The sequence below is a fragment of the Streptomyces alboniger genome, from assembly GCF_008704395.1.
In the GTDB taxonomy this organism is placed as follows: domain Bacteria; phylum Actinomycetota; class Actinomycetes; order Streptomycetales; family Streptomycetaceae; genus Streptomyces; species Streptomyces alboniger.
In genome coordinates this window covers 7,541,103-7,560,297 of record NZ_CP023695.1, presented here as the reverse complement: position 1 = coordinate 7,560,297, position 19,195 = coordinate 7,541,103, and the positions used below count along the sequence as shown (strand labels likewise).

Below are 19,195 nucleotides of genomic sequence, written 5' to 3'. Positions count from 1 at the left end.
GTTGGCCGCGCGGCGGCTCGGGGCCCGACAGCGCGGCAACGGCGGGTGGGGATACAACCGGCGCGTGCCGACGGACGCCGACAGCACCGCGTGGGCGCTCGTCGACCTGTCGTCGGCCGCGACCTGGCGGCCGTCCGCCGTGCTGCGCGGCACGCGGTTCCTCGCTCGGCACCAGGACGCGGGCGGCGGTATGCGCACATACGACCGCGGTGACGGCATCCACCGTTTCATCGCGGCACCGCCCGAGGCCGTTCCCGGATGGGCCCAGCCCCACATCTGTGTCACGGCGGCCGGTCTGCTCGCCCTCGCCTCGCACCGGTATCCCGACCAGGAGTCGCTGGCCCGTGCCGCCTCCTATGTGCGGGAGACGCGGAACGACGACGGGTGCTGGTCCGGCTACTGGTGGCCCGGGATCGCCAATCCGACCGCCATGGCCCTGCGGGCGCCCGTCGCCGCGCGTGGGCCGACGATCCCGGCATCGGGCCGGCCGCGTTCGCCAACGCGCCGGCCCTCCGGTCCCTCATGCTGTGCGGGCGCGGGGAGCGCGACGACGCGGTCCACGACGGGGTCGGTCACCTGCACGACACGCAGCGCCCGGACGGGGCGTGGGCCAGCGAACCGATCCTGCGCATTCCGCGGCCGGGGGATCTCGAGCCGGGGCCCGAGGCGCTGTGGCGCACCGATGGGCCGGGCACCGGTGTGGTCGTCAGCGATGTGAACCAGGAACCAGCCCGGAGCACATGCCACCCCTACGGGGCCTCGTCCGCGTCGCGGGCGGCGTGGCCGGTGAGCCGGCGGTTCACCTCGGCGGTCTGTTCGGCCAGGGCCTGGGCCCTCGCCTCGGCCTCGTCCGCCCGGGCGTTGATGCGGGCGATGTCGTCCTCGATGACCTTGAGGGCCAGCTCGGCCGCGGCGCCCGCCTCCTGCGGGGGCAGGTCCTCGGGGAGGTCCGCCAGGGCGCTCTTGACCGCCGGGATGCCGCCGCGGTCGTGAAGGTCTTTCCAGAACTCGTAGTCCATCGCGCCATCCTGTCCGATCGGCCGCGCTCCGCGCGAGGCGGGACGGCCCTAGGAGGCGGGCTCCGCGGGTGCGCTCACCCGGGGCGGCGTGCTGAAGTCGAGCACGTCCTGGGCGGTCTGCTGGGTCTCCTCCGCGGCCTGGCGAGCGGTGGCGAGGACGTCGCCGTGCTCCTGGACGAGGGTGTGATAGATCGGCGCCTGGGTGGCGTCATTGGCCGGCATGACCTGCGGCTCCTTGTTCGGTGGACTGCGTGGTTCGGGTCGGCCGAGTGCGGCCGACCCGCGACCTTACGCGAAGTCGGTGCGTGAAGGGCACCCGGCCCTGATCATGAGTTCGGGGCTTGTGACGACTTTCACAGGTTCTTCCGCACGTGAGGGCGGACCCCGGCGGGGTACCTACGAAGGGACGCTAGGAGGAGTCCATGCCGCTGACGTTCCGCAAGAGTTTCCGAATACTTCCCGGGGTGCGTCTGAACATCAACAAGCGCTCCTGGTCCCTCACCACGGGCGGGCGCACCGGGCCCCGCCGCACCCACAGCAGCACGGGCCGGCGCACCACGTCGATGGACCTGCCCGGTCCCTTCGGCTGGCGCCGTACGACGCGGCGGGGCGGACGCCGGTGACGAACGACGCCTTAGCCGGCCGGCCCCTGACCTCCGGTTGGTCCGTGGACGACCGCTGCACGAACTGCGACGTCGCCAGGCAGCTCGCGCCCGACCTGATCCGTGAGGTCGACGGCCGCTCCGAGATCGTGCGCCAGCCGCGCGACGCGGCGGAGGAACGCCTCCTCTACGCCGCCGCGTTCGCCTGCCACACCCGCTCCATCCGGCCCGCCTCCGCGCGGTTGGAGGCGGAGCACGACCCCTATCCCCTGGCCCTCGACGACGCCGTGCTGTTCTGCGGGCACAACTCCCAGCGCACCGCGGGAGCCAACGCGTACCTCCTGCGCCGCCCTTCGGGGAGCCTGATGATGGTGGACACCCCGCGCTGGAGCGAGGCGCTGGCCGCCCAGTACGAGGAGATCGGGCCGGTCACCGATGTGCTGCTCACCCATCGGGACCACGCCGCGCACGGCCGCCGGTACGCCGATCGCCTCCGCGCCCGGCTGTGGATCCACGAGGGCGACCTGGACGCGGCACCCGACGCCGACCGCGTCCTGCGCGGCACCGAGCCCGCCGAGATCACCGACGGCGTCCTCGCCCATCCGCTGCCCGGCCACACCCGGGGCAGCGTGTTGTACGTCGCAGACGAGCGGTACTGCTTCAGCGGGGACAGTTTCTACTGGTCCCGTACGACGGGCGACATCGAGGTGGCCGACAGTGTCACCTGGTACTCCATCGAGGTACTGGCGGCCTCGTTGGCCCGCACGGCCGAACGGCTCCGCTTCGAGTGGCTGCTGCCCGGCCACGGCGACCGCAGGCGGCTGCCCGCGGCCGAAATGGCGGAGCGGATGCGGGCGTTGACCGCTCGCACGGCCACTCTCAGGCCTCGCCCCGTGGACTTCACGGAGCTGCGCTGGTGACCGCGTGACGCCGGCGCGGCGGTCCGGGGCGGCGAGAACATGCGGCGGGGGCCACTCCTGTCTAGCGTCACTCATATGAAGACCGAGCCGCAGAGTTTCGAGATCCTGCTGGTTCCCGAGTTCGCCGAGGACGGCAGGGGCACCAGCGACACCGGAGGCGCCCTGCGTTCCGCGATCGTGAGGGCCACCGGCGAGACCGGCTCCTCCGGCTATCCCCGGTACGCCGGGGACGGCATGGAGGCCGACATCGACCCCGCGACCCGGTCCGTCGAGGCCTTGCTCGTCGACGGGGCCGAGCTGGACTACGGCCTGTCGGTGAGGGTCGCGGACGTCCAGGGCGACTAAATCCCCCTGACCGAGGACGACCTTCCACCCCTATTCATAAATAACCCTTCGGATTATTTATTTCATTACCAAAAAGCCCCCCTCGGAAATTCCCGTAACCGCCGGGGGTCGCAGCCGCGACCTGCACCCTTGCCCCGTATTCGAACCTCCGGGCGAAGGGGTAAATAGCTCGCTCCCCACTCCCTGAAAGGGCGTCATATTCATCCTCCCGAGTGGTGACGGGAATGCCGATCCGATGGATTCTGGGAACTGCACATTTCGCAGGTAAACCCGAATGCCATCGGAGGATTCTCATAATGTCAGTCGATTCCGACCAGGAAGTGCGAGCCGGGGACCTTCCCCGCCAGCAGAGTCTCGGTACGGCGGCCGCGCGGAATCTGGCCACCACCACCAAGTCCGTGCCCCAGATGCAGGAGATCAGCTCCAGATGGCTGCTGCGCATGCTGCCCTGGGTGCAGGTCCAGGGCGGTACCTACCGGGTGAACCGGCGGCTCGCCTACGAGCTGGGGGACGGCCGCGTCACCTTCGTCCAGACCGGCGGCCGCGCCGAGGTCATCCCGGCCGAACTGGGTGAACTGCCCGCACTGCGCGACTACGCGGACGACGCCGTGCTGAGCGAGCTGGCCCACCGCTGCGAGCAGCGCGAGTACCCGGCCGGCACCGTCCTGGCCACCGCGGGCGACCCGCAGGACATGGTCTTCCTCCTGGCCCACGGCCGGGTGCAGAAGGTCGGGACCGGGCCCTACGGAAACGAAGCCGTCCTGGGAGTCCTCGCGGACGGCGCCTACTTCGGTGAGACGGCGCTGACCGGCGACGCGCGGACCTGGGAGAGTTCGTTCAGGACCGCCACGGCCTGCACGGTCCTGACGCTGTCCCGCGCGGACGTCGACAACCTCGCCGAGCGCTCGCCGACGCTGCGCGCGCACCTCGACGGTGGGGCGGCCATTCCGCAGCAGGGGACCAACAAATACGGCGAAGCGGCGATCGACCTCGCCGCCGGGCACGTGGGCGAGGCCGTGATCCCGCACACGTACGTCGACTACGAGGCGGCCCCGCGCGAGTACGAACTCTCGGTCGCGCAGACGGTGTTGAAGGTCCACAGCCGGGTGGCGGACCTGTACAACCAGCCGATGAACCAGACCGAGCAGCAGTTGCGGCTCACCGTGGAGGCGCTGCGTGAGCGCCAGGAGGACGAACTCATCAACAACCGTGAGTTCGGCCTGCTCAGCAACGCCGACTACGGCCAGCGCCTCCAGCCCTACCACGGGGTGCCCAGCCCCGACGACATGGACGAACTCCTCTCCCGGCGCCGGGGCAGCAAGCTCTTCCTCGCCCACCCCCGCGCCATCGCCGCGTTCGGCCGGGAGTGCAACAAGCGCGGCCTGGTCCCGGAGAGCGTGGACATCGGCGGCCACCGCATCCCCACCTGGCGCGGAGTGCCGATCTTCCCGTGCAACAAGATCCCGGTGACCGAAGCCCGTACGACGTCGATCATCTGCATGCGTACGGGTGAGGACGAACAGGGCGTGATCGGGCTCCAGCAGAGCGGCATCCCGGACGAGATCGAGCCGAGCCTGTCGGTGCGGTTCATGGGGATCAACGAACAGGCGATCATCTCCTACCTCGTCACCGCCTACTACTCCGCGGCGATCCTCGTCCCGGACGCCCTCGGCGTCCTGGAGAACGTGGAAGTCAGCCGCTGGCACTGAACCAGCGGCACGGAGGACCTCACACGGGCGGCCGGGCCTCGACGCGACCCGGGCGCGGCCGCCCGTGTGACACCAGCGGACTCGCCGGGCCGGGCAACACGGGCGCCATGATGAGCAGTAGCAGAGGAGCAGCAGCAATGTCCCAGTCGTTCGTCCTGCCGGACTTCTACGTGCCGTATCCGGCCCGGCTGAATCCGCACCTGGAGTCCGCCCGAACGCATTCGCGTGCGTGGGCGCGGCAAATGGGCATGCTGGAGGGGTCCGGGATCTGGGAGCAGAGCGATCTCGACGCGCACGACTACGCCTTGCTGTGCGCGTACACGCATCCGGACTGTGACGCCGAAGCGCTGGCGCTGGTGACCGACTGGTATGTGTGGGTGTTCTTCTTCGACGACCACTTCCTGGAGATGTTCAAGCGGACCCCGGACCGGGAGGGCGGAAAGGCCTATCTGGACCGGCTGCCCGCATTCATGCCGATGGACCTGGCGGAAGGCTTCCCGGAGCCGGTCAACCCGGTGGAGGCCGGTCTGGCGGATCTGTGGGCGCGGACCGTGCCGAGCATGTCGCGACAGTGGCGGGAGCGGTTCGCGCTCAGTACGAGGAACCTGCTCAATGAATCGATGTGGGAGCTGGTCCACATCAACGAGGGGCGGGTCGCCAACCCCGTGGAGTACATCGAGATGCGCCGCAAGGTGGGCGGTGCGCCCTGGTCGGCGGGGCTCGTCGAGTACGCGGCACAGGCCGAACTCCCGCCGTCCGTGGCCGCCTCCCGGCCGCTGCGCGTCCTGACGGACGCCTTCGCGGACGCCGTCCACCTGCGCAACGACCTCTTCTCCTACCAGCGTGAGGTGGAGGACGAGGGTGAACTCAGCAACGGCGTCCTGGTCCTGGAGACGTTCTTGGGGTGTACGACCCAGGAGGCGGCCGAGGCCGTCAACGACCTGCTGACCTCCCGCCTCCAGCAGTTCGAGAACACCGCCGTCACCGAGGTCCCGGCCCTGTGCCTGGAGGAGGCGCTGACGGCCGGGGAGTGCGCGCGGGTCACCGCGTACACGAAGGGGCTACAGGACTGGCAGTCGGGCGGCCATGAGTGGCACATGCGCTCCAGCCGCTACATGAACGAGGAGGCCGCGGCGCGCCGGTCGATGTTCGGCGGGGTCCTGGGCACCTCGGCACTGGACATCGAGGGGCTGTTCGGGCGCTCGGCCCGGGCCCGGCTCCGCGGCCATACGCAGGTGCTCAACCAGCATCGCGGCCCTTCCCTGCTGCCCGACTTCGCCATGCCCTTCCCGGTGCGCTCCAGTCCGCACCTCGAGCACGCGCGCCGGGCCTCCATCGACTGGGCCGGGCGGATGGGTCTGCTCGACAGCATCTGGGACCTGGAGAAGATCACCGGGTACGACCTCGCCCTGTGCTCGGCGGCCCTCGACCCCGACGGCACCCCCGAGCAGATCGAACTGAGCGCGGAGTGGCTGACCTGGGGCACCTACGGCGACGACTACTACCCCCTCGTCTTCGGCCGCACCCGCGACCTCGCCGGCGCCCGGCTGTGCACCGAGCGGCTGCTGGCCCGCATGGACTGCGCGGACCCCGCGGCCGGTGCGGCAGGGGCGGTCGGCCCGCTCGAACGCTCCCTGGCCGATCTCTGGGAGCGCACGGTCACGCGCATGCTCCCCGCGCAGCGTGCGGCCTACCGCGACGCGGTGGCCGACATGGTGCGGAGCTGGGTGTGGGAGCTGCACAACCAGGCCCAGCACCGCGTGCCCGACCCGGTCGACTACATCGAGATGCGCCGCAAGACGTTCGGCGCTGATCTGATCATGAGCCTGTCCCGGCTGGGCCATGCGGGGAAACTGCCGCCCGCCGTCCATGAGAGCGGCACCCTGCGCGCGGTCGAGAGCGCCGTCTCCGACTACGCCTTCCTGGTCAACGACGTCGTCTCGTACCAGAAGGAGATGCAGTACGAGGGCGAGCTCCACAACATGCTCCTGGTGGTCCAGAACTTCTTCGCCTGCGACTACCCCACCGCCCTGCACATCGTCGACAACCTCATGCGTGCCCGCATGGACCAGTTCCAGCACGCGCTGCGCCATGAACTGCCCGTACTCTGCGACGACCTGGGCCTCACCGAGGGCGAACGCGGCGCCCTCGACGCCTACATGGAAGAGCTGAAGGACTTCCTCGCCGCCGTCCTCCACTGGCACGTGAGCGTACGGCGCTACAAGGACGCCGACCTGCCCGCGGCCCTGCCCCACCACACCATCCCGCGCACGCCGCTCGCCCCGGGCACAGCCGTGCCCGCTCCCGCCTGGATGGTCCCGACCGGCCTGGGCACATCGGCGGCCGACGTCCTGCCGGCACAAGTCTCCGCCGGCCGGCGCCCGGTCAGTCCGTAGCCTCCGCCTCCACCGGCTTGGGGATGAGGAAGGACGTCGCGAAGGCCGCCGCGATGAGCGCGACCCCGGCGATCATGCCTGCCGCGTACCCGGCGGGTGAGGTCTTGTCGGCCGGTTCGGCGGCGGTCTGCACGGCGTACAGGACGGCGAAGCTGAGGCCGGCGCCGAGGTTGAAGGCGCCCGCGTTCAGGCCGGGCAGGAAGCCCGGGTTCTCCTTCGGGGAGAGCACGATGCCGAGGCCGTTGAGGACGATGTTGCCGACGCCCGCGTAGGTGACGCCGATGAGGATCGACGCGGCCAGGAGCAGCAGGCGCGAATCGGTGTGCAGGGTGAACAGCATCAGGGTCACCGTGACGATCGAGCCGATGAGGCCGAGGCGCAGGATGCGGCCGTATCCGTACGTGGCGGCCAGCCGCCCGGCGATCGGGCCCATGGCGAGGCCCGCGAGGGCGTAGGGGGTCAGGGTCCACCAGGCGGACTGCTCGGCTCCCATGCCGAAACCGGCCTGGGCGTCCTGGGCGAAGGCGGGGATCATGCCGTTCATCACGGCGAAGACGCCCGTCATGGTGAGGACGGTGGTGAGCAGCAGCGCCCAGGTGGAGCGCTGGCGCAGGTGACGGGTGGCGACCAGGGGGTGGCTGCTGCGGTCCTCCGTGCGCCAGAACAGGGCGAAGGCGATGCCCGCTACGAGGAGGAGACCGATGACGAGCGGCCAGTTCGCGGCGCCCAGCTTTCCGGCCTCGTTCAGGGCGATGAGGGCGGCGCCGACCGAGACGACGAGGAGGGTGACGCCGGGCCAGTCCATGCGGCTGTCGGTGCTGTGAGCGGCCTTCGACTCGGGCGTGAGCGTGGCGACCAGGAGCGCCGCGACGGCGGCCACACCGGCCATCAGCCAGAACACCGACTGGAAGCCGTGGTGGTCGGCGAGGTAGCCGCCCGCCAGGGAGTCGACGCCCGCGATGCCTCCGTTGACGGCGGTGATGACGCCGAGGAGGGTGCCGTACTTCTTCGGCTCGTGGACTTCGTTGCGCAGCATGATCAGGCAGAGCGGCACGGTGGGTCCCGAGACGCCCTGGATGACGCGGCCCGCGAAGAGCATGGGCACGCTCTCGGCGAGCGCGGCGACCACGCAGCCGACGACCATGAGCGCCAGCATTCCGGCGAGTACCTTGCGGCGTCCGACGAGGTCGCCGAGGCGCGGCAGGAAGAGGGAGAAGAGCGCGGCGGAGGTGAAGAAGGCGGTCTGGGTCAGGCCGACTTCGGCGGAGGTCGCCCCGAGGGAGTCCTCGATGTTCTTCAGGGCGGGGCTGAGCATGCTCGCGTTGAGCTGGAAGGCGAAGCAGGCCGCGAGGAGCGCGGTGACCAGGACGCCGATGCGGACGGGGCGGGAGCCGCGGGCGCCGCCGGGAGCGGCGGCGGAGGGTTCGGTGAAGGAGGCGTTCATGCGGGGACGTCACCGATCCGCTCGAGCGCGTCCACGATGAGGTCCCAGAAGCGCTGGTGGTCGAGGTCGACGGCGACCTGGGTGTGGCAGTCCTCGGGGGCGGGCGCGCGGAGGTCCGTCACGGTCATGCCGAGGGTGAGGGTGCCGGTCAGCTCGATGTCGACGGGGGCCTTGCGGACCGTCATGACGTCGGGGTCGATGACGTACGCGACCGCGCACGGGTCGTGCACCGGCGGCGCGGCGAAGCCCTGGGCCTCCAGGTACATGGCGCCGAAGAAGTCGAGCAGCTCGTTGACGAAGACGGCGGGCCTGGTGCCCACCTTCGCGATGCGCTCGACGACCTCGGGGGTGGCGAGTGCCTGGTGGGTCAGGTCGAGGCCGACCATGGTGACGGGCCAGCTCTCGTTGAAGACGATGTGCGCGGCCTCGGGGTCGATCTTGATGTTGAACTCGGCGACCGGGCTCCAGTTGCCCGTGTGGTAGCCGCCGCCCATCAGGACGACCTCGCGGACGCGCTCGACGATGCGGGGCTCCTTGCGGGCGGCCATGGCGATGTTGGTCAGGCCGGCGGTGGGGACGAGGGTGATCTCGCCGGGCTCGTGCGCCATGACCGTGTCGATGATCAGGTCGACGGCGTGGCGGCCGTCCAGGGTGAGGACCGGCTCGGGCATGACGGGTCCGTCGATGCCGCTCTCGCCGTGGATCTCGGGTGCCGTTTCGATGGTGCGCACCAGGGGGCGGGAGCAGCCGGCGGCGAAGGGGACGCCGGTGATGTTCGCGATGCGGGCCACCGACAGGGCGTTGCGGGTGACCTTCTCCAGGGTCTGGTTGCCCACCACGGTGGTGACGGCGGCCAGCTCCACATCCGGATTGCCGTGCGCCAGGAGCATGGCGATCGCGTCGTCATGTCCCGGGTCGCAGTCCAGGATGATCTTTCGGGGCATCGCGGAACCTCTTTGTTCGGCTGAGCCGCAGCCACTGTGGGGGGACGGCTCGGGAAAACGTTCTCCGAAGACTTTGTGCACAGCGACGAATTATGTCAATGGCCGAAACCACACCCTGCCAAACGCGCCCGGAACGGACACGGTCCCGCACGCGTCGAGCAGGGGGCAGAAGGGTGCCAACTGCCGGAATCCGGCGTAAACCGAGGGGTCTGGTTGTGACGAACGCCCGCTGATAACGTTTGCCGAAATCTGGCGGCTGGTCGAAGGGACGGGCACGGCGTGGCCGACGTGACGCTCAGAGACGTGGCCCGGGTGTCCGGCTGCTCCGTCGCCACGGTCTCCCGGGTCCTGTCCGGTACGCGCGCCGTCGGCGCCGAGACCGCCCGCCGGGTCCGCGAGGCCGCCGACGCGCTCGGTTACCGGCCCAATCACGCGGCCCGGGCGCTGCGCGGCCGCCGCACGGGCACGGTGGGCCTCGTCCTGCCGCAGATCACGAACCCCTTCTATCCCGCGCTGGTGCGGGAGTTGACGCACGCCCTGCACGCCGAGGGGCGGGCGGTGCTGCTCGCCGACTGCGACGACGATCCCGCGGCCGAGGCGGAGTACGTGGCGGATCTGCTGAGCCGGCAGGTCGACGCGCTTCTGGTGATCCCGGCGGACGAGGACCGCAGCCGGGACGCCGTGGCGGCCGCGGCCGCGAGGGTGCCGCTGGTCCTGATGGACCGCGGCTGCGGGCCCGGCGTCGCGGACTCCGTCGCCGTCGACAACACGGCGGGCGTGGCCCTCGTCCTCGATCATCTGGCCGCCACCGGCCGCCGCCGCGTCTGCTTCCTCGGGGCTGCGGGGACGGCCTCGGCGGCCGCCGAGCGGCGTGCCGCCTACGCGGCGGGGGCCGGCGCGCTCGATCCCGGCGCCCCGGAGCGGGTGGCCCTCGGTGACTTCTCCGTGGAGTGGGGGCGGGCCGCCGTCGACGAGGTGTGGCCCGCCCGGCCCGACGCCCTGGTCTGCGCCAACGACCTCATCGCGATCGGGGCGCTCCAGCGTCTCCAGCAGCTGGGGGTGGCGGTGCCCGGCGAGGTGGCTGTCACCGGCTTCGACGACATCCCGATGGCGGCGCTGTCCGCGCCGGGCGTCACGACGGTCCGCCAGCCGGTGGCCGAGCTGGCCGCGGAGGCGGCACGCCTGCTGGGCCTGCGCCTGTCCGGCGAGGACACCGGCCCGCAGCGGTCGGTCCGACTCGCTCCGGACCTCGTCGTACGCGAGTCGAGCGCGCGCACCGGCGCGCGGGTCGCGATCCTGGCCCCGTCCCTGGTCGCGGTCCCGGGTGGGCGGAGCGAGTCGGCTCCCGTCACATAGACCTCCCGCCCCCCGGGCCGAGCCCGGTCCCACGGGGCGAGTCGCTCCCGCGGGACGCGGACCGGATCAGCGTGTGACCCGCCACGTGAGCGAATCCGTGAGCAAGCGGCGCAGTTTCGGGTCGCGGACCGCCGGGGTCCGGTCCGTGGCGCGGGCCGTCAGCTCGTGGTCACGGCCGTCGGCGGGGACGCCGAGCGCCCGGGGGCTCACCGTGCTGTCGCCCCTGGCCTGCCTGGCCTCGCGGCCGTCGACGTACCAGCGCGGCCTGATGCCGTCCGCCACCCGCACGGAGACCTTCGCGTCGCGCCGCACCTCCTTGTCCGTGGGCGTCACGGGGGTGAGGACGGACGCGTGCCGGTGGAAGCCGGCGATCATCGCCTCGCGGCCGGGAAGGTTGAACTCGCGGCCGAGCGTACGCATGATCGAGTTCGGGGTGGGCCGGTAGAGACCGCGCGGGTAGTAGCCGCCGCCCTCGTACGCGCCGACGGTCCCGCCGTCCGGCGAGGTCCGGCCGATCCACCGGTACCACTTCTTCTTCTGGGCCGTCAGCTGGGCGGCCGTGCGCTTGCTGGTGTTCGTCTCCCAGGGCTCGGCGCCGGTGTAGGTGCCGTACTCGTCGTACCAGTACTCGTCGGCGAGCTTGCCCAGCGAGTGGCCCGTTTCGTGGACGAGGACCTGGTCGGACTGGGCGTTGTCCGAGGAGGCGGTGGCGATGCCGTCGTAGCCGGACGGCGAGGTGATGTCGTTGTAGCCCGCGCCGCCGTACTTGGTGGAGTTGGCGAGGACGATGACGAGGTCGGGGTCCGCGGCCTTCTTCGCGTACGACTCGACCTTGTTGGTGTCGACGCACAGCAGCCGCTCGATGCCGTCGCAGTAGAACGCCGAGTCGAGGGCGGTGTCCTTGACCGTGCCGTTCGTCGGGTCGCCGGAGACGCCGGACTGCCGGGACACCGCGTCGACGGCCCAGACGTTGAAGAGGCTCTTGTACGAGGTGTAGGGCTCGACGGCGGAGACCTTGGCCCACTTGGCGCGCACGTCGGCGTGGAAGTCCTCCTGCTGGGAGGCGGTGTAGCCGTCGCCGATGAAGACGACGTCGAGCTTGGAGCCGGTCGGCCCGGCCTGCACGATGGGGACGACGTCCCCGTCGCCCTGGATCGCCGCGCGCTCCTTGGTGAAGAGCGGTTCGGCGGCGGGGATTTCGGCGTGCCGGGGGTGGGCGCCGGGGCCGGTGAAGTACTCGACGCTCTGGGTCCGCCGGTCCGCCGGGTCCGGGCCCGCGGCCGTGGCGGTGCCCGCCGGGGCGGTCGCGGCGAGCCCCGCGGTGAGGGCGACCCCGGTGGCGAGGGCGGCCCCCAGCGAGGTGCGTCTGGCACGGCCGGGTATTCGGTGTGTGGGGGGCATGGGTGTCCTTCCGAAGTCCGCGATATAAATGGCGGGTTAAGTGCGGTTAAGGCGCGGCTCAACGTAGAGGCTCGTGGGATTCCAGGCAATGGGTGTGCGTCAAGTTGCTGGTGGGGCGGGCTCGTTCATACGGTTCCGAGAGCCCCGCAGCACCGACCGCCCCGAATCTCCGGGGCACCGGAGCGCCAACGCCCGGGTGTGACGCAGGGAGAGGCCAGTGGTGGCACAGAACGGTTCCGACGACGTACGACCCGGCAACGCGCGAAAGACCGCCTCCGTGCGGCCCGACGACCCGGCCGAGATCGGACGGCGCGTCCAGCGCCTGCGCGGTGAACTGGGCCTGACTCAGCGGCAGTTGGCCGAGCCCGCCTACACCCCCGCGTACATCTCCACACTGGAGTCGGGCAAGGTGCGGCCCTCCGAGGCCGCGCTGCGGCACCTCGCCGACCGGCTCGGCGTCAGCTACGAGGAGTTGGCCACCGGCCGCCCCGCCGCACTCGGCACCGGGCTGCGCCTGCGGCTCACCGATGCCCGGCGCGCCCTGGCCACCGGGGCCCCCGAGGACGCGGCCGCGCTCTTTCGCGCACTCCACGAGGAAGCCGTCACGCACGCGCTCGCCGAGGAGCAGGCGGCCGCGCTGCTCGGCCTCGGCGACTGTCTGCTGGAGTCGGGTGAACTCACCGGCGCCCGCGACTGTTTCGCCGCCGCCGAGCGACTGCTCGCCGACGAGCCGCTGCCGCGCCGGGTTCCGGCCATCCGGGGCCGCGCCACCGCCCATCTGCTCACCGGCGAGCTGCGGTACGCCTGTTACCTCCTGGAGAGCACCCTCGACGAACTCGGCGCCGCCGGGCTGCACGACCCGGACGCGCTGCTGCTTCTCTACACGGCGTCCATCGCGCCCTACATGGACATGGGCGCGCACGCCCGGGCCGCGCACGCCGCCGAACTGGCGCTCGCGCTCGCCCCGCGCGTGAGCGACCCCGCACTGGTCGCGGGCATGCACCGCGGAGTGGCCCGCACCCTCATCGCCGAAGGCCGCATCGCCGAGGCGGACGCGTCGCTCGCCAAAGCGCAGGAGCTCTACCGCCAGCTGCACATCCGTACCGAACTGGCGCACTGCCACTGGATGCGCGGCTACGTCCACGCCCAGGACGGCGACCTGGAGCACGCCGAGAGCGAGCTGCGCACGGCCCGCTCCATCCTCGCCTCCAAGCGGGCCGCGCTCTTCACCGAGCAGGTCGAGGTGGAACTGGCGGACGTGCTGCGGCGGCGCGGCAAGACCGCCGAGGCCGAAGCGCTGCTGCGGCCCTTGCTGACCCCGGCCGACGAGAAGGACGACGCGGGCCGCGACACGGGGGCGCTCCGGGCCGGGCGGGGCGCGGTGCACGCGGGCGGCGCGCACCGGCTGCTCGGACTCATCGCCGAGGAGCGGGGCGACACGGAGGGCGCCGAGGAGCACTATTGCGCCGCGCTCTCGCTGCTCGAACGGTCAAGCGCGGCAGGGGACTTGGCGGACCTCTGCCGGCTGCTGGGCGATCTGCTGCGGCGCACCGGCCGGGTGGAGGCCGCCATGGACGCGTACCGCACGGGGCTCGGACACCGGGCCGCGCCCGGTACGACCACCCTGGGCCCCGCGCCCGCCACTCCCCCGATGTGAGCGCGTCCTCCTCCGTCGCGCCACCCCTGACCTGCATCGAAGGATGTACCCGCATTTCATCCGCGGCTACGACTCCCGTGCTCACGCGGGCGCCGACGATGAGGGAAACACCCCGTCGCGACGGGCGTCCAGCGAGGAGAGACACATGGCAGGCCTGCACCCCGACTCACCCACCCCATCCCCCGCGGGAACGCTGGGGCGCGCTCTGGGCGGCGGCCTCGTCATGGGCTCGGCGCTGGGCGTGGGCACCGAGCTGGGGCCGGTGATCGCCGACGCCCTCGGAGCCGGCGGGTTCGTGGCCCGGCTCATACCGGCCGCGCTGGTCAGCGCGGTAGCCGTGCCGCTGGTCGTGTTCGCGCTGCGCCGCCGGAAGGGCTCGCTCAAGGACCTGGGGTTCGGCGGCGCGGGGGAGAACCTGCGGGCGCTGCTCATCGGGGCGGGCGTCGTCGTGGGGTCCGCCGCGCTCGTACTGGGCGCGGGGACGGCCGCCGGGCTGCTGCGCTGGTCGTCTCCCGACCTGGGGACGCTGGCCGGGTTCGTGGTGGCGAACGGCGTGGTCGCGCTGCTGCTGGAGGCGCTGCCCGAGGAGACGACGCTGCGCGGTTACGTGTGGACGTCGCTGCGCGAGCGCCTCGGCGGTGTGGGCGCGGCGCTCGGCACGACCGCCGTCTTCCTGGTCGCGCCCGGCTTCTCCACGGTGGTGGGGGCTGCGACCGCGCGCCTTCTCGGCCGTGAGGCCGGGCCCGTCGGACTCGCGCCCGGCGGGCAGGATCCGGTCGGCTATCTGATCCTCCTGACCGTGTTCGGCCTGATGCTCGTCACCGCCCGCACGGCCGTCGGGCGCGCCCCGCTGTGCGTCTCCATCGGCGCCCATCTGGCCTTCCTGACCGTCAACCGAGTGGTGTACGAGGGCGGCAAGCGCGGCGCGGGCTGGCACGCCGAGCTGTCGTCGCCGGATGTGGAACTCCTCGTACTCGTCTACCTGTTGGTGGCCATGGCCGCGTTCACGGTCCGGCGGCGGATCGAGCGTCGGAGTGCGGGCGGGCCCGACCGGGTGCTCGTCCGGTCCGCCGAGGGGTCGTAATCGGTCACCCGCGCCCGCGGCTCATGGACGCCGGTCATCACGAAGGCGCACCATGTCGGGCACCCGGCCCACCGCCCGGGAAGGAGCCGCCCCTTGACGTCCTCGGTGTCCACAGCGTCGTTCGTCCCGTCCGCCTCCTCGTCGGGGCTCCCGTCCACCGCCGAGGTCGTCATCGTCGGCGGCGGCGTGATGGGAGCCGGCATCGCCTTCCACCTCGCCGAGGCGGGCGTACGCGACATCGTCGTCATCGAGCGCGGCACGCTCGGCGGCGGCAGCTCGGGCAAGCCGATCGGCGGTGTGCGGGCGCAGTTCTCCGATCCGCTCAACATCGAACTCGGGCACCGGAGCCTGCGCGCCTTCCGGGACTTCCCGCGCCGCCCCGGTGCCACCGTCGGACTGGCCACCGTGGGCTATCTGTTCCTGCTGTCCGACCCCGGGCAGGTGGCGGGGTTCGAGACCGGCGTACGTGCCCAGAACGAACTCGGCGTCCCCAGCCGCATGATCGGCCCGGCCGAGGCGCGGTCGCTCTGCCCCTACGTCAGTGCCGAAGGGCTGTCGGCCGCCGCCTACTCCCCCGCCGACGGGCACGCGCGGCCCGCCCTCGTCGTCCAGGGCTATGCCCGCGCCGCGGCCCGCGCCGGGGTGGTGTTCGCGACGCACACCACGGTCGTCGGCATGGAGACCGCTGGGGACCGCGTGACGGCCGTGCGCACCGACCGTGGCCCGGTCTCCTGCGCGACGGTCGTGTGCGCCGCGGGCGCCTGGTCGGCGCGGGTCGGCTCCATGGTGGGCGTAGAGCTGCCGGTGCGTCCGGTGAAGCGGCAACTCGCCTTCACCGTCCCGCTCGTGCCCGCCGCGCCGCGCATCCCCTTCACCATCGACTTCGCGTCATCGGCGTACTTCCACAACAGCGACGACGGGCTGCTCCTCGGCCTCGCCGACCCCCGCCAGGCGGAGGGCTTCGACACCACGTGGACACCGGAGTGGCTCGACCTCTTCCGGGCGGCCCTGCGGCGGCGCGCGCCCGCCGTCGCCGGCATGGAGACGGCCGGGGGCTGGGCGGGCCTCTACGAGGTCACGCCCGACCACAACGCGCTCATCGGCCGCTCCGCCGCCGTCCCCAACTTCCTGTACGCCACCGGGTTCTCCGGGCACGGCTTCCTCCAGGCTCCCGCCGTGGGCGAGATCGTCCGCGATCTGTACCTGGGGCGACGGCCGTACGTCGACATCGCCCCGCTGAGCGCGGACCGCTTCAGCGCCGGGTACGCGAGCCGCCCCGAGGCCCATGTGGTCTGAATCCGCGCCGGGACGGACGCGGCCCCCCACTGAAAGGACAACTCGTCGATGATCGGGCAGTGGCGGCTGCGTGCCGCGTTCACCGCGCGGCTCTCCCGGATGTACGGGCGTGAAGTCCCCGCCTACGCAGAGCTCGTGGACGTCTCCCGCGAGGTCAACGAGGACGTCCTGCGCGCACGGGGCGCCGCTGCCGAACGCCTGGGGTCCATCGGCCGCGTCACGGCCGAACGGCACGGCGCCATCCGCGTCGGCACCCCCGGCGAGCTGCGGCAGGTCGCCCGCGTCTTCGGCGCCCTAGGCATGCGCCCCGTCGGCTTCTACGACCTGCGCGACACCGCCGCCAGCGCACTGCCCGTCGTATCGACCGCGTTCCGGCCCGTCGCGGAGGACGAGCTGGACCGCAACCCCTTCCGGGTCTTCACCTCCATGCTCACCGTCTCCGACCCCCGCTTCTTCGACGCCGACCTGCGCTCGCGGCTGACCGCGTTCCTCGACGGTCGTGAGCTGTTCGGGCCGGAACTGCTCGGCCTCGCCGACCGCGCCGAAGCCGAGCGGGAGCTGCCCGAGGCCGACGCCGAACGCTTCCTCGAACTCGCCGTCCAGGCCTTCGAGTTGTCGGCGGAGCCCATCGACAGGGACTGGTACGCCGCCCTGGAGCGGGTCTCCGCCGTCGCCGCGGACATCGGCGGCGTACGCAGCACCCACATCAACCACCTCACACCGCGCGTCCTGGACATCGACGAGCTGTACCGGCGGATGACCGCGCGCGGCATCGAGATGATCGACACCATCCAGGGGCCGCCCCGCTGGGAGGGGCCCGACGTCCTGCTGCGCCAGACGTCCTTCCGGGCGCTCGCCGAGCCGCGTGCCCTGCGCGCCGCGGACGGCACCGTGACCCGCGGTGCGCTGCGGGTGCGCTTCGGCGAGGTCGAGGCCCGCGGCATCGCGCTGACCCGCGAGGGCCGCGCCCTGTACGACCGGCTGCTCGGGCTCGTCGACGAACGGGCCGCTCACCGGCCGGCCGCGGAGCGCGGAGAGGTCGCCCGCGCCGTGTGGACCGAGCATCTGCCGCCGACCGAGCGGGAGTTGGCCGAACGGGGGCTCGGCTTCTTCACGTACCACCTGGTCCCCGGCCGTCCCCGGAAGGGCCGTCCCGCCACGGACCTCGGCGCGCTCCTGCGGGAGGGCTGGGTACGGGCCGAGCCGATCGTGTACGAGGACTTCCTGCCCCGCTCCGCCGCCGGGATCTTCCAGTCGAACCTCAGCTCCACGGGTTCCAGGGACGGCGCCCGGGAAGGCAGCGTGTACGACGCCGAGCGGCTCTCCGGTGCCATGGAGCGCGAGGTGCTCGACCCCTTCACGCTGTACGAGCGTCAGCGGGACGCCTCTCTCGTGCGCGTCGCCCGCGAGCTGGACCTCGACTCCGTGCCCAGCTGACCCCCAGGCCTCCCGAACTGGCCACCCCCCTCACTCCCAAGGGAGCAACATGACCGGCATCGTCCTCCCCTCCACCGACGAGCTGCGCGCCCGCGCCCTCGCCGCCCTCGACCGCGTCGACGTCACCGTCCCTGACGGCGAGGGCCTGCTCGCCCGCACCCCCGTGACCGGCGAGGATCTGTTCGCCCTGGCCGCCGCGGACGCGGACGGGACCGAGGAGGCCCTCACGGCCGCCCACGAGGCCTTCCTGTCCTGGCGCACGACTCCGGCGCCCCGGCGCGGGGACCTGGTGCGGCGGCTCGGCGTGCTGCTGCGCGAACACCAGGAGGACCTGGCCGACCTGATCACCATCGAAGCGGGCAAGATCCGCTCCGAGGCGCTCGGAGAGGTCCAGGAGATGATCGACATCTGCGACTTCGCCGTGGGCCTGTCCCGTCAGCTCTACGGCCGCACCATCGCCTCCGAACGGCCGGGGCACCGCCTCTGCGAGACCTGGCACCCGCTCGGCGTCGTCGGGGTCATCTCCGCGTTCAACTTCCCCGCCGCGGTGTGGTCGTGGAACACCGCGGTCGCGCTGGTCTGTGGTGACACGGTCGTCTGGAAGCCGTCCGAGCTGACCCCGCTGACGTCTTTGGCCTGCGACCGGCTCCTGGCCCGGGCCGCCGAGGAGGCCGACGCGCCCCGCGATGTGCACCGGCTGCTGCTCGGCGACCGTGCGGTGGGGGAACGGCTCGTGGACGACCCGCGGGTCGCGCTCGTCAGCGCCACGGGGTCGACCCGGATGGGGCGCGAGGTCGGGCCGCGCGTGGCCGCCCGCTTTGGCCGCTCCCTGCTCGAACTCGGCGGGAACAACGCGGCGGTCGTCGCGCCGTCCGCCGATCTGGATCTCGCCGTGCGGGGCATCGTGTTCGCCGCGGTCGGCACGGCGGGGCAGCGGTGTACGACGCTGCGGCGCCTCATCGCGCACCGGGACATCGCCGACACGCTCGTCGGGCGGCTGACCGACGCCTACCAGAAGCTGCCCATCGGCGACCCCTTCGACCGGGCCACCCTGGTCGGGCCGCTCATCAACACCGAGGCGCTGTACGGCATGCGGGACGCGCTGGGCCGCGTACGCGAGGAAGGCGGCCGGCTGCTCGCGGGCGGCGACCGTCGCACGGCGCGGACGGCGCCGCACGCCGCGTACGTCGAACCGGCCGTCGTACGCGTCCCCGGCCAGTCCCCCGTCGTACGCGAGGAGACGTTCGCGCCGCTCCTGTACGTCATGACGTACGACACCTTCGACGAGGCGATCGCGCTGCACAACGACGTTCCCCAGGGGCTGTCGTCGAGCATCTTCACGCGCGATCAGCAGGAGGCCGAACGCTTCCTGTCGGCGGAGGGCTCCGACTGCGGCATCGCCAACGTGAACATCGGGACCTCCGGAGCGGAGATCGGCGGGGCGTTCGGCGGCGAGAAGGAGACCGGCGGCGGGCGCGAGTCCGGCTCCGACGCGTGGCGCGCCTACATGCGGTCGGCCACCAACACGGTCAACTACTCCGGCGGGCTCACTCTCGCGCAGAACGTCAGCTTCCTGTGACGTCTC

17 protein-coding genes are annotated in these 19,195 nt (G+C 72.1%); 12 read left to right on the top strand and 5 right to left on the bottom strand.

Features of this window, described 5'->3' with window-relative positions; genetic code table 11:
• Positions 1 to 64: 64 nt before the first annotated feature.
• Entirely contained in the window at positions 65 to 718 is a 654-nt protein-coding gene (locus CP975_RS33090; RefSeq protein WP_167532772.1) for a prenyltransferase/squalene oxidase repeat-containing protein, read from the top strand.
• Positions 719 to 749: 31 nt separating this feature from the next.
• On the opposite strand, the gene CP975_RS33085 is transcribed toward CP975_RS33090, so the two are convergent.
• Complete coding sequence (locus CP975_RS33085) at positions 750 to 1,019, bottom strand: hypothetical protein (protein WP_055536104.1); 270 nt, start codon at positions 1,017 to 1,019, stop codon at positions 750 to 752.
• Positions 1,020 to 1,067: 48 nt separating this feature from the next.
• Positions 1,068 to 1,241 carry a hypothetical protein gene (locus CP975_RS35235; RefSeq protein ID WP_167532771.1) on the bottom strand — a complete coding sequence of 58 codons (174 nt, stop codon included), beginning with the start codon at positions 1,239 to 1,241 and terminating at the stop codon, positions 1,068 to 1,070.
• 200 nt (positions 1,242 to 1,441) lie between these two features.
• On the opposite strand from CP975_RS35235, the gene CP975_RS33080 reads away from it, so the two are divergent.
• The 5 genes from CP975_RS33080 (at position 1,442) to CP975_RS33060 (ending at position 6,991) form a co-directional block, all read left to right on the top strand.
• Positions 1,442 to 1,642, top strand: coding sequence for a DUF4236 domain-containing protein (locus tag CP975_RS33080; protein ID WP_030775935.1), 201 nt, complete (start codon positions 1,442 to 1,444; stop codon positions 1,640 to 1,642).
• Between the two features lie 26 nt (positions 1,643 to 1,668).
• Positions 1,669 to 2,541 (top strand): MBL fold metallo-hydrolase, encoded by an 873-nt coding sequence (locus CP975_RS33075; protein ID WP_055536123.1) that lies wholly within the window; start codon positions 1,669 to 1,671, stop codon positions 2,539 to 2,541.
• Between the two features lie 75 nt (positions 2,542 to 2,616).
• The gene (locus tag CP975_RS33070) at positions 2,617 to 2,886 is read left to right on the top strand and encodes a hypothetical protein (protein ID WP_055536103.1); all 270 of its coding nucleotides are present in this window, start codon (positions 2,617 to 2,619) and stop codon (positions 2,884 to 2,886) included.
• Between the two features lie 296 nt (positions 2,887 to 3,182).
• On the top strand, positions 3,183 to 4,595 hold the full coding sequence (locus CP975_RS33065) for a family 2B encapsulin nanocompartment shell protein (protein ID WP_055536102.1): 1,413 nt from the start codon (positions 3,183 to 3,185) through the stop codon (positions 4,593 to 4,595).
• A 137-nt stretch (positions 4,596 to 4,732) separates the two neighbouring features.
• Entirely contained in the window at positions 4,733 to 6,991 is a 2,259-nt protein-coding gene (locus tag CP975_RS33060) for a terpene synthase family protein (RefSeq protein WP_055536101.1), read from the top strand.
• On the opposite strand, the gene uriT is transcribed toward CP975_RS33060, so the two are convergent.
• Positions 6,981 to 8,435, bottom strand: a complete 1,455-nt coding sequence (gene uriT / locus CP975_RS33055; protein WP_055536100.1) for a uridine transporter UriT — start codon at positions 8,433 to 8,435, stop codon at positions 6,981 to 6,983. The two genes, CP975_RS33060 and uriT, sit on opposite strands and share 11 nt — an antisense overlap.
• Entirely contained in the window at positions 8,432 to 9,379 is a 948-nt protein-coding gene (uriH, locus tag CP975_RS33050; protein ID WP_055536099.1) for a uridine-preferring nucleoside hydrolase UriH, read from the bottom strand. Before uriH ends, uriT begins: the two co-directional genes overlap by 4 nt.
• 279 nt (positions 9,380 to 9,658) lie before the next feature.
• Between uriH and CP975_RS33045 the strand changes: the two genes are divergently transcribed.
• On the top strand, positions 9,659 to 10,735 hold the full coding sequence (locus CP975_RS33045; protein ID WP_150477660.1) for a LacI family DNA-binding transcriptional regulator: 1,077 nt from the start codon (positions 9,659 to 9,661) through the stop codon (positions 10,733 to 10,735).
• Between the two features lie 66 nt (positions 10,736 to 10,801).
• Here CP975_RS33045 and CP975_RS33040 read toward each other — a convergent pair whose 3' ends face one another.
• Positions 10,802 to 12,136: a M64 family metallopeptidase gene (locus tag CP975_RS33040; protein ID WP_055536098.1), complete on the bottom strand. Its 1,335-nt coding sequence runs from the start codon at positions 12,134 to 12,136 to the stop codon at positions 10,802 to 10,804.
• Between the two features lie 277 nt (positions 12,137 to 12,413).
• Here CP975_RS33040 and CP975_RS33035 point away from each other — a divergent pair, with 277 nt between their 5' ends.
• The 5 genes from CP975_RS33035 to amaB all read left to right on the top strand — a co-directional run bounded on the left by CP975_RS33035 (position 12,414) and on the right by amaB (position 19,189).
• Positions 12,414 to 13,793: a helix-turn-helix domain-containing protein gene (locus CP975_RS33035; protein ID WP_150478040.1), complete on the top strand. Its 1,380-nt coding sequence runs from the start codon at positions 12,414 to 12,416 to the stop codon at positions 13,791 to 13,793.
• 145 nt (positions 13,794 to 13,938) lie between these two features.
• Positions 13,939 to 14,877 carry a CPBP family glutamic-type intramembrane protease gene (locus CP975_RS33030; RefSeq protein ID WP_150477659.1) on the top strand — a complete coding sequence of 313 codons (939 nt, stop codon included), beginning with the start codon at positions 13,939 to 13,941 and terminating at the stop codon, positions 14,875 to 14,877.
• A gap of 93 nt (positions 14,878 to 14,970) precedes the next feature.
• Complete coding sequence (locus CP975_RS33025; RefSeq protein WP_150477658.1) at positions 14,971 to 16,173, top strand: NAD(P)/FAD-dependent oxidoreductase; 1,203 nt, start codon at positions 14,971 to 14,973, stop codon at positions 16,171 to 16,173.
• 48 nt (positions 16,174 to 16,221) lie between these two features.
• Positions 16,222 to 17,610: a 2-oxoadipate dioxygenase/decarboxylase gene (hglS, locus tag CP975_RS33020; protein ID WP_150477657.1), complete on the top strand. Its 1,389-nt coding sequence runs from the start codon at positions 16,222 to 16,224 to the stop codon at positions 17,608 to 17,610.
• A gap of 49 nt (positions 17,611 to 17,659) precedes the next feature.
• On the top strand, positions 17,660 to 19,189 hold the full coding sequence (gene amaB, locus CP975_RS33015; RefSeq protein ID WP_150477656.1) for an L-piperidine-6-carboxylate dehydrogenase: 1,530 nt from the start codon (positions 17,660 to 17,662) through the stop codon (positions 19,187 to 19,189).
• Positions 19,190 to 19,195 lie beyond the last annotated feature (6 nt).

What these genes read in the sequence shown, in the direction of transcription:
- amaB (WP_150477656.1), top strand. Translation starts at nt 17,660, where the DNA reads ATGACCGGCATCGTCCTCCCCTCCACCGACGAGCTGCGCGCCCGCGCC.
- CP975_RS33040 (WP_055536098.1), bottom strand. Translation starts at nt 12,136, where the DNA reads ATGCCCCCCACACACCGAATACCCGGCCGTGCCAGACGCACCTCGCTG.
- hglS (WP_150477657.1), top strand. Translation starts at nt 16,222, where the DNA reads ATGATCGGGCAGTGGCGGCTGCGTGCCGCGTTCACCGCGCGGCTCTCC.
- CP975_RS33080 (WP_030775935.1), top strand. Translation starts at nt 1,442, where the DNA reads ATGCCGCTGACGTTCCGCAAGAGTTTCCGAATACTTCCCGGGGTGCGT.
- uriT (WP_055536100.1), bottom strand. Translation starts at nt 8,435, where the DNA reads ATGAACGCCTCCTTCACCGAACCCTCCGCCGCCGCTCCCGGCGGCGCC.
- CP975_RS35235 (WP_167532771.1), bottom strand. Translation starts at nt 1,241, where the DNA reads ATGCCGGCCAATGACGCCACCCAGGCGCCGATCTATCACACCCTCGTC.
- uriH (WP_055536099.1), bottom strand. Translation starts at nt 9,379, where the DNA reads ATGCCCCGAAAGATCATCCTGGACTGCGACCCGGGACATGACGACGCG.
- CP975_RS33030 (WP_150477659.1), top strand. Translation starts at nt 13,939, where the DNA reads ATGGCAGGCCTGCACCCCGACTCACCCACCCCATCCCCCGCGGGAACG.
- CP975_RS33085 (WP_055536104.1), bottom strand. Translation starts at nt 1,019, where the DNA reads ATGGACTACGAGTTCTGGAAAGACCTTCACGACCGCGGCGGCATCCCG.
- CP975_RS33060 (WP_055536101.1), top strand. Translation starts at nt 4,733, where the DNA reads ATGTCCCAGTCGTTCGTCCTGCCGGACTTCTACGTGCCGTATCCGGCC.
- CP975_RS33070 (WP_055536103.1), top strand. Translation starts at nt 2,617, where the DNA reads ATGAAGACCGAGCCGCAGAGTTTCGAGATCCTGCTGGTTCCCGAGTTC.
- CP975_RS33065 (WP_055536102.1), top strand. Translation starts at nt 3,183, where the DNA reads ATGTCAGTCGATTCCGACCAGGAAGTGCGAGCCGGGGACCTTCCCCGC.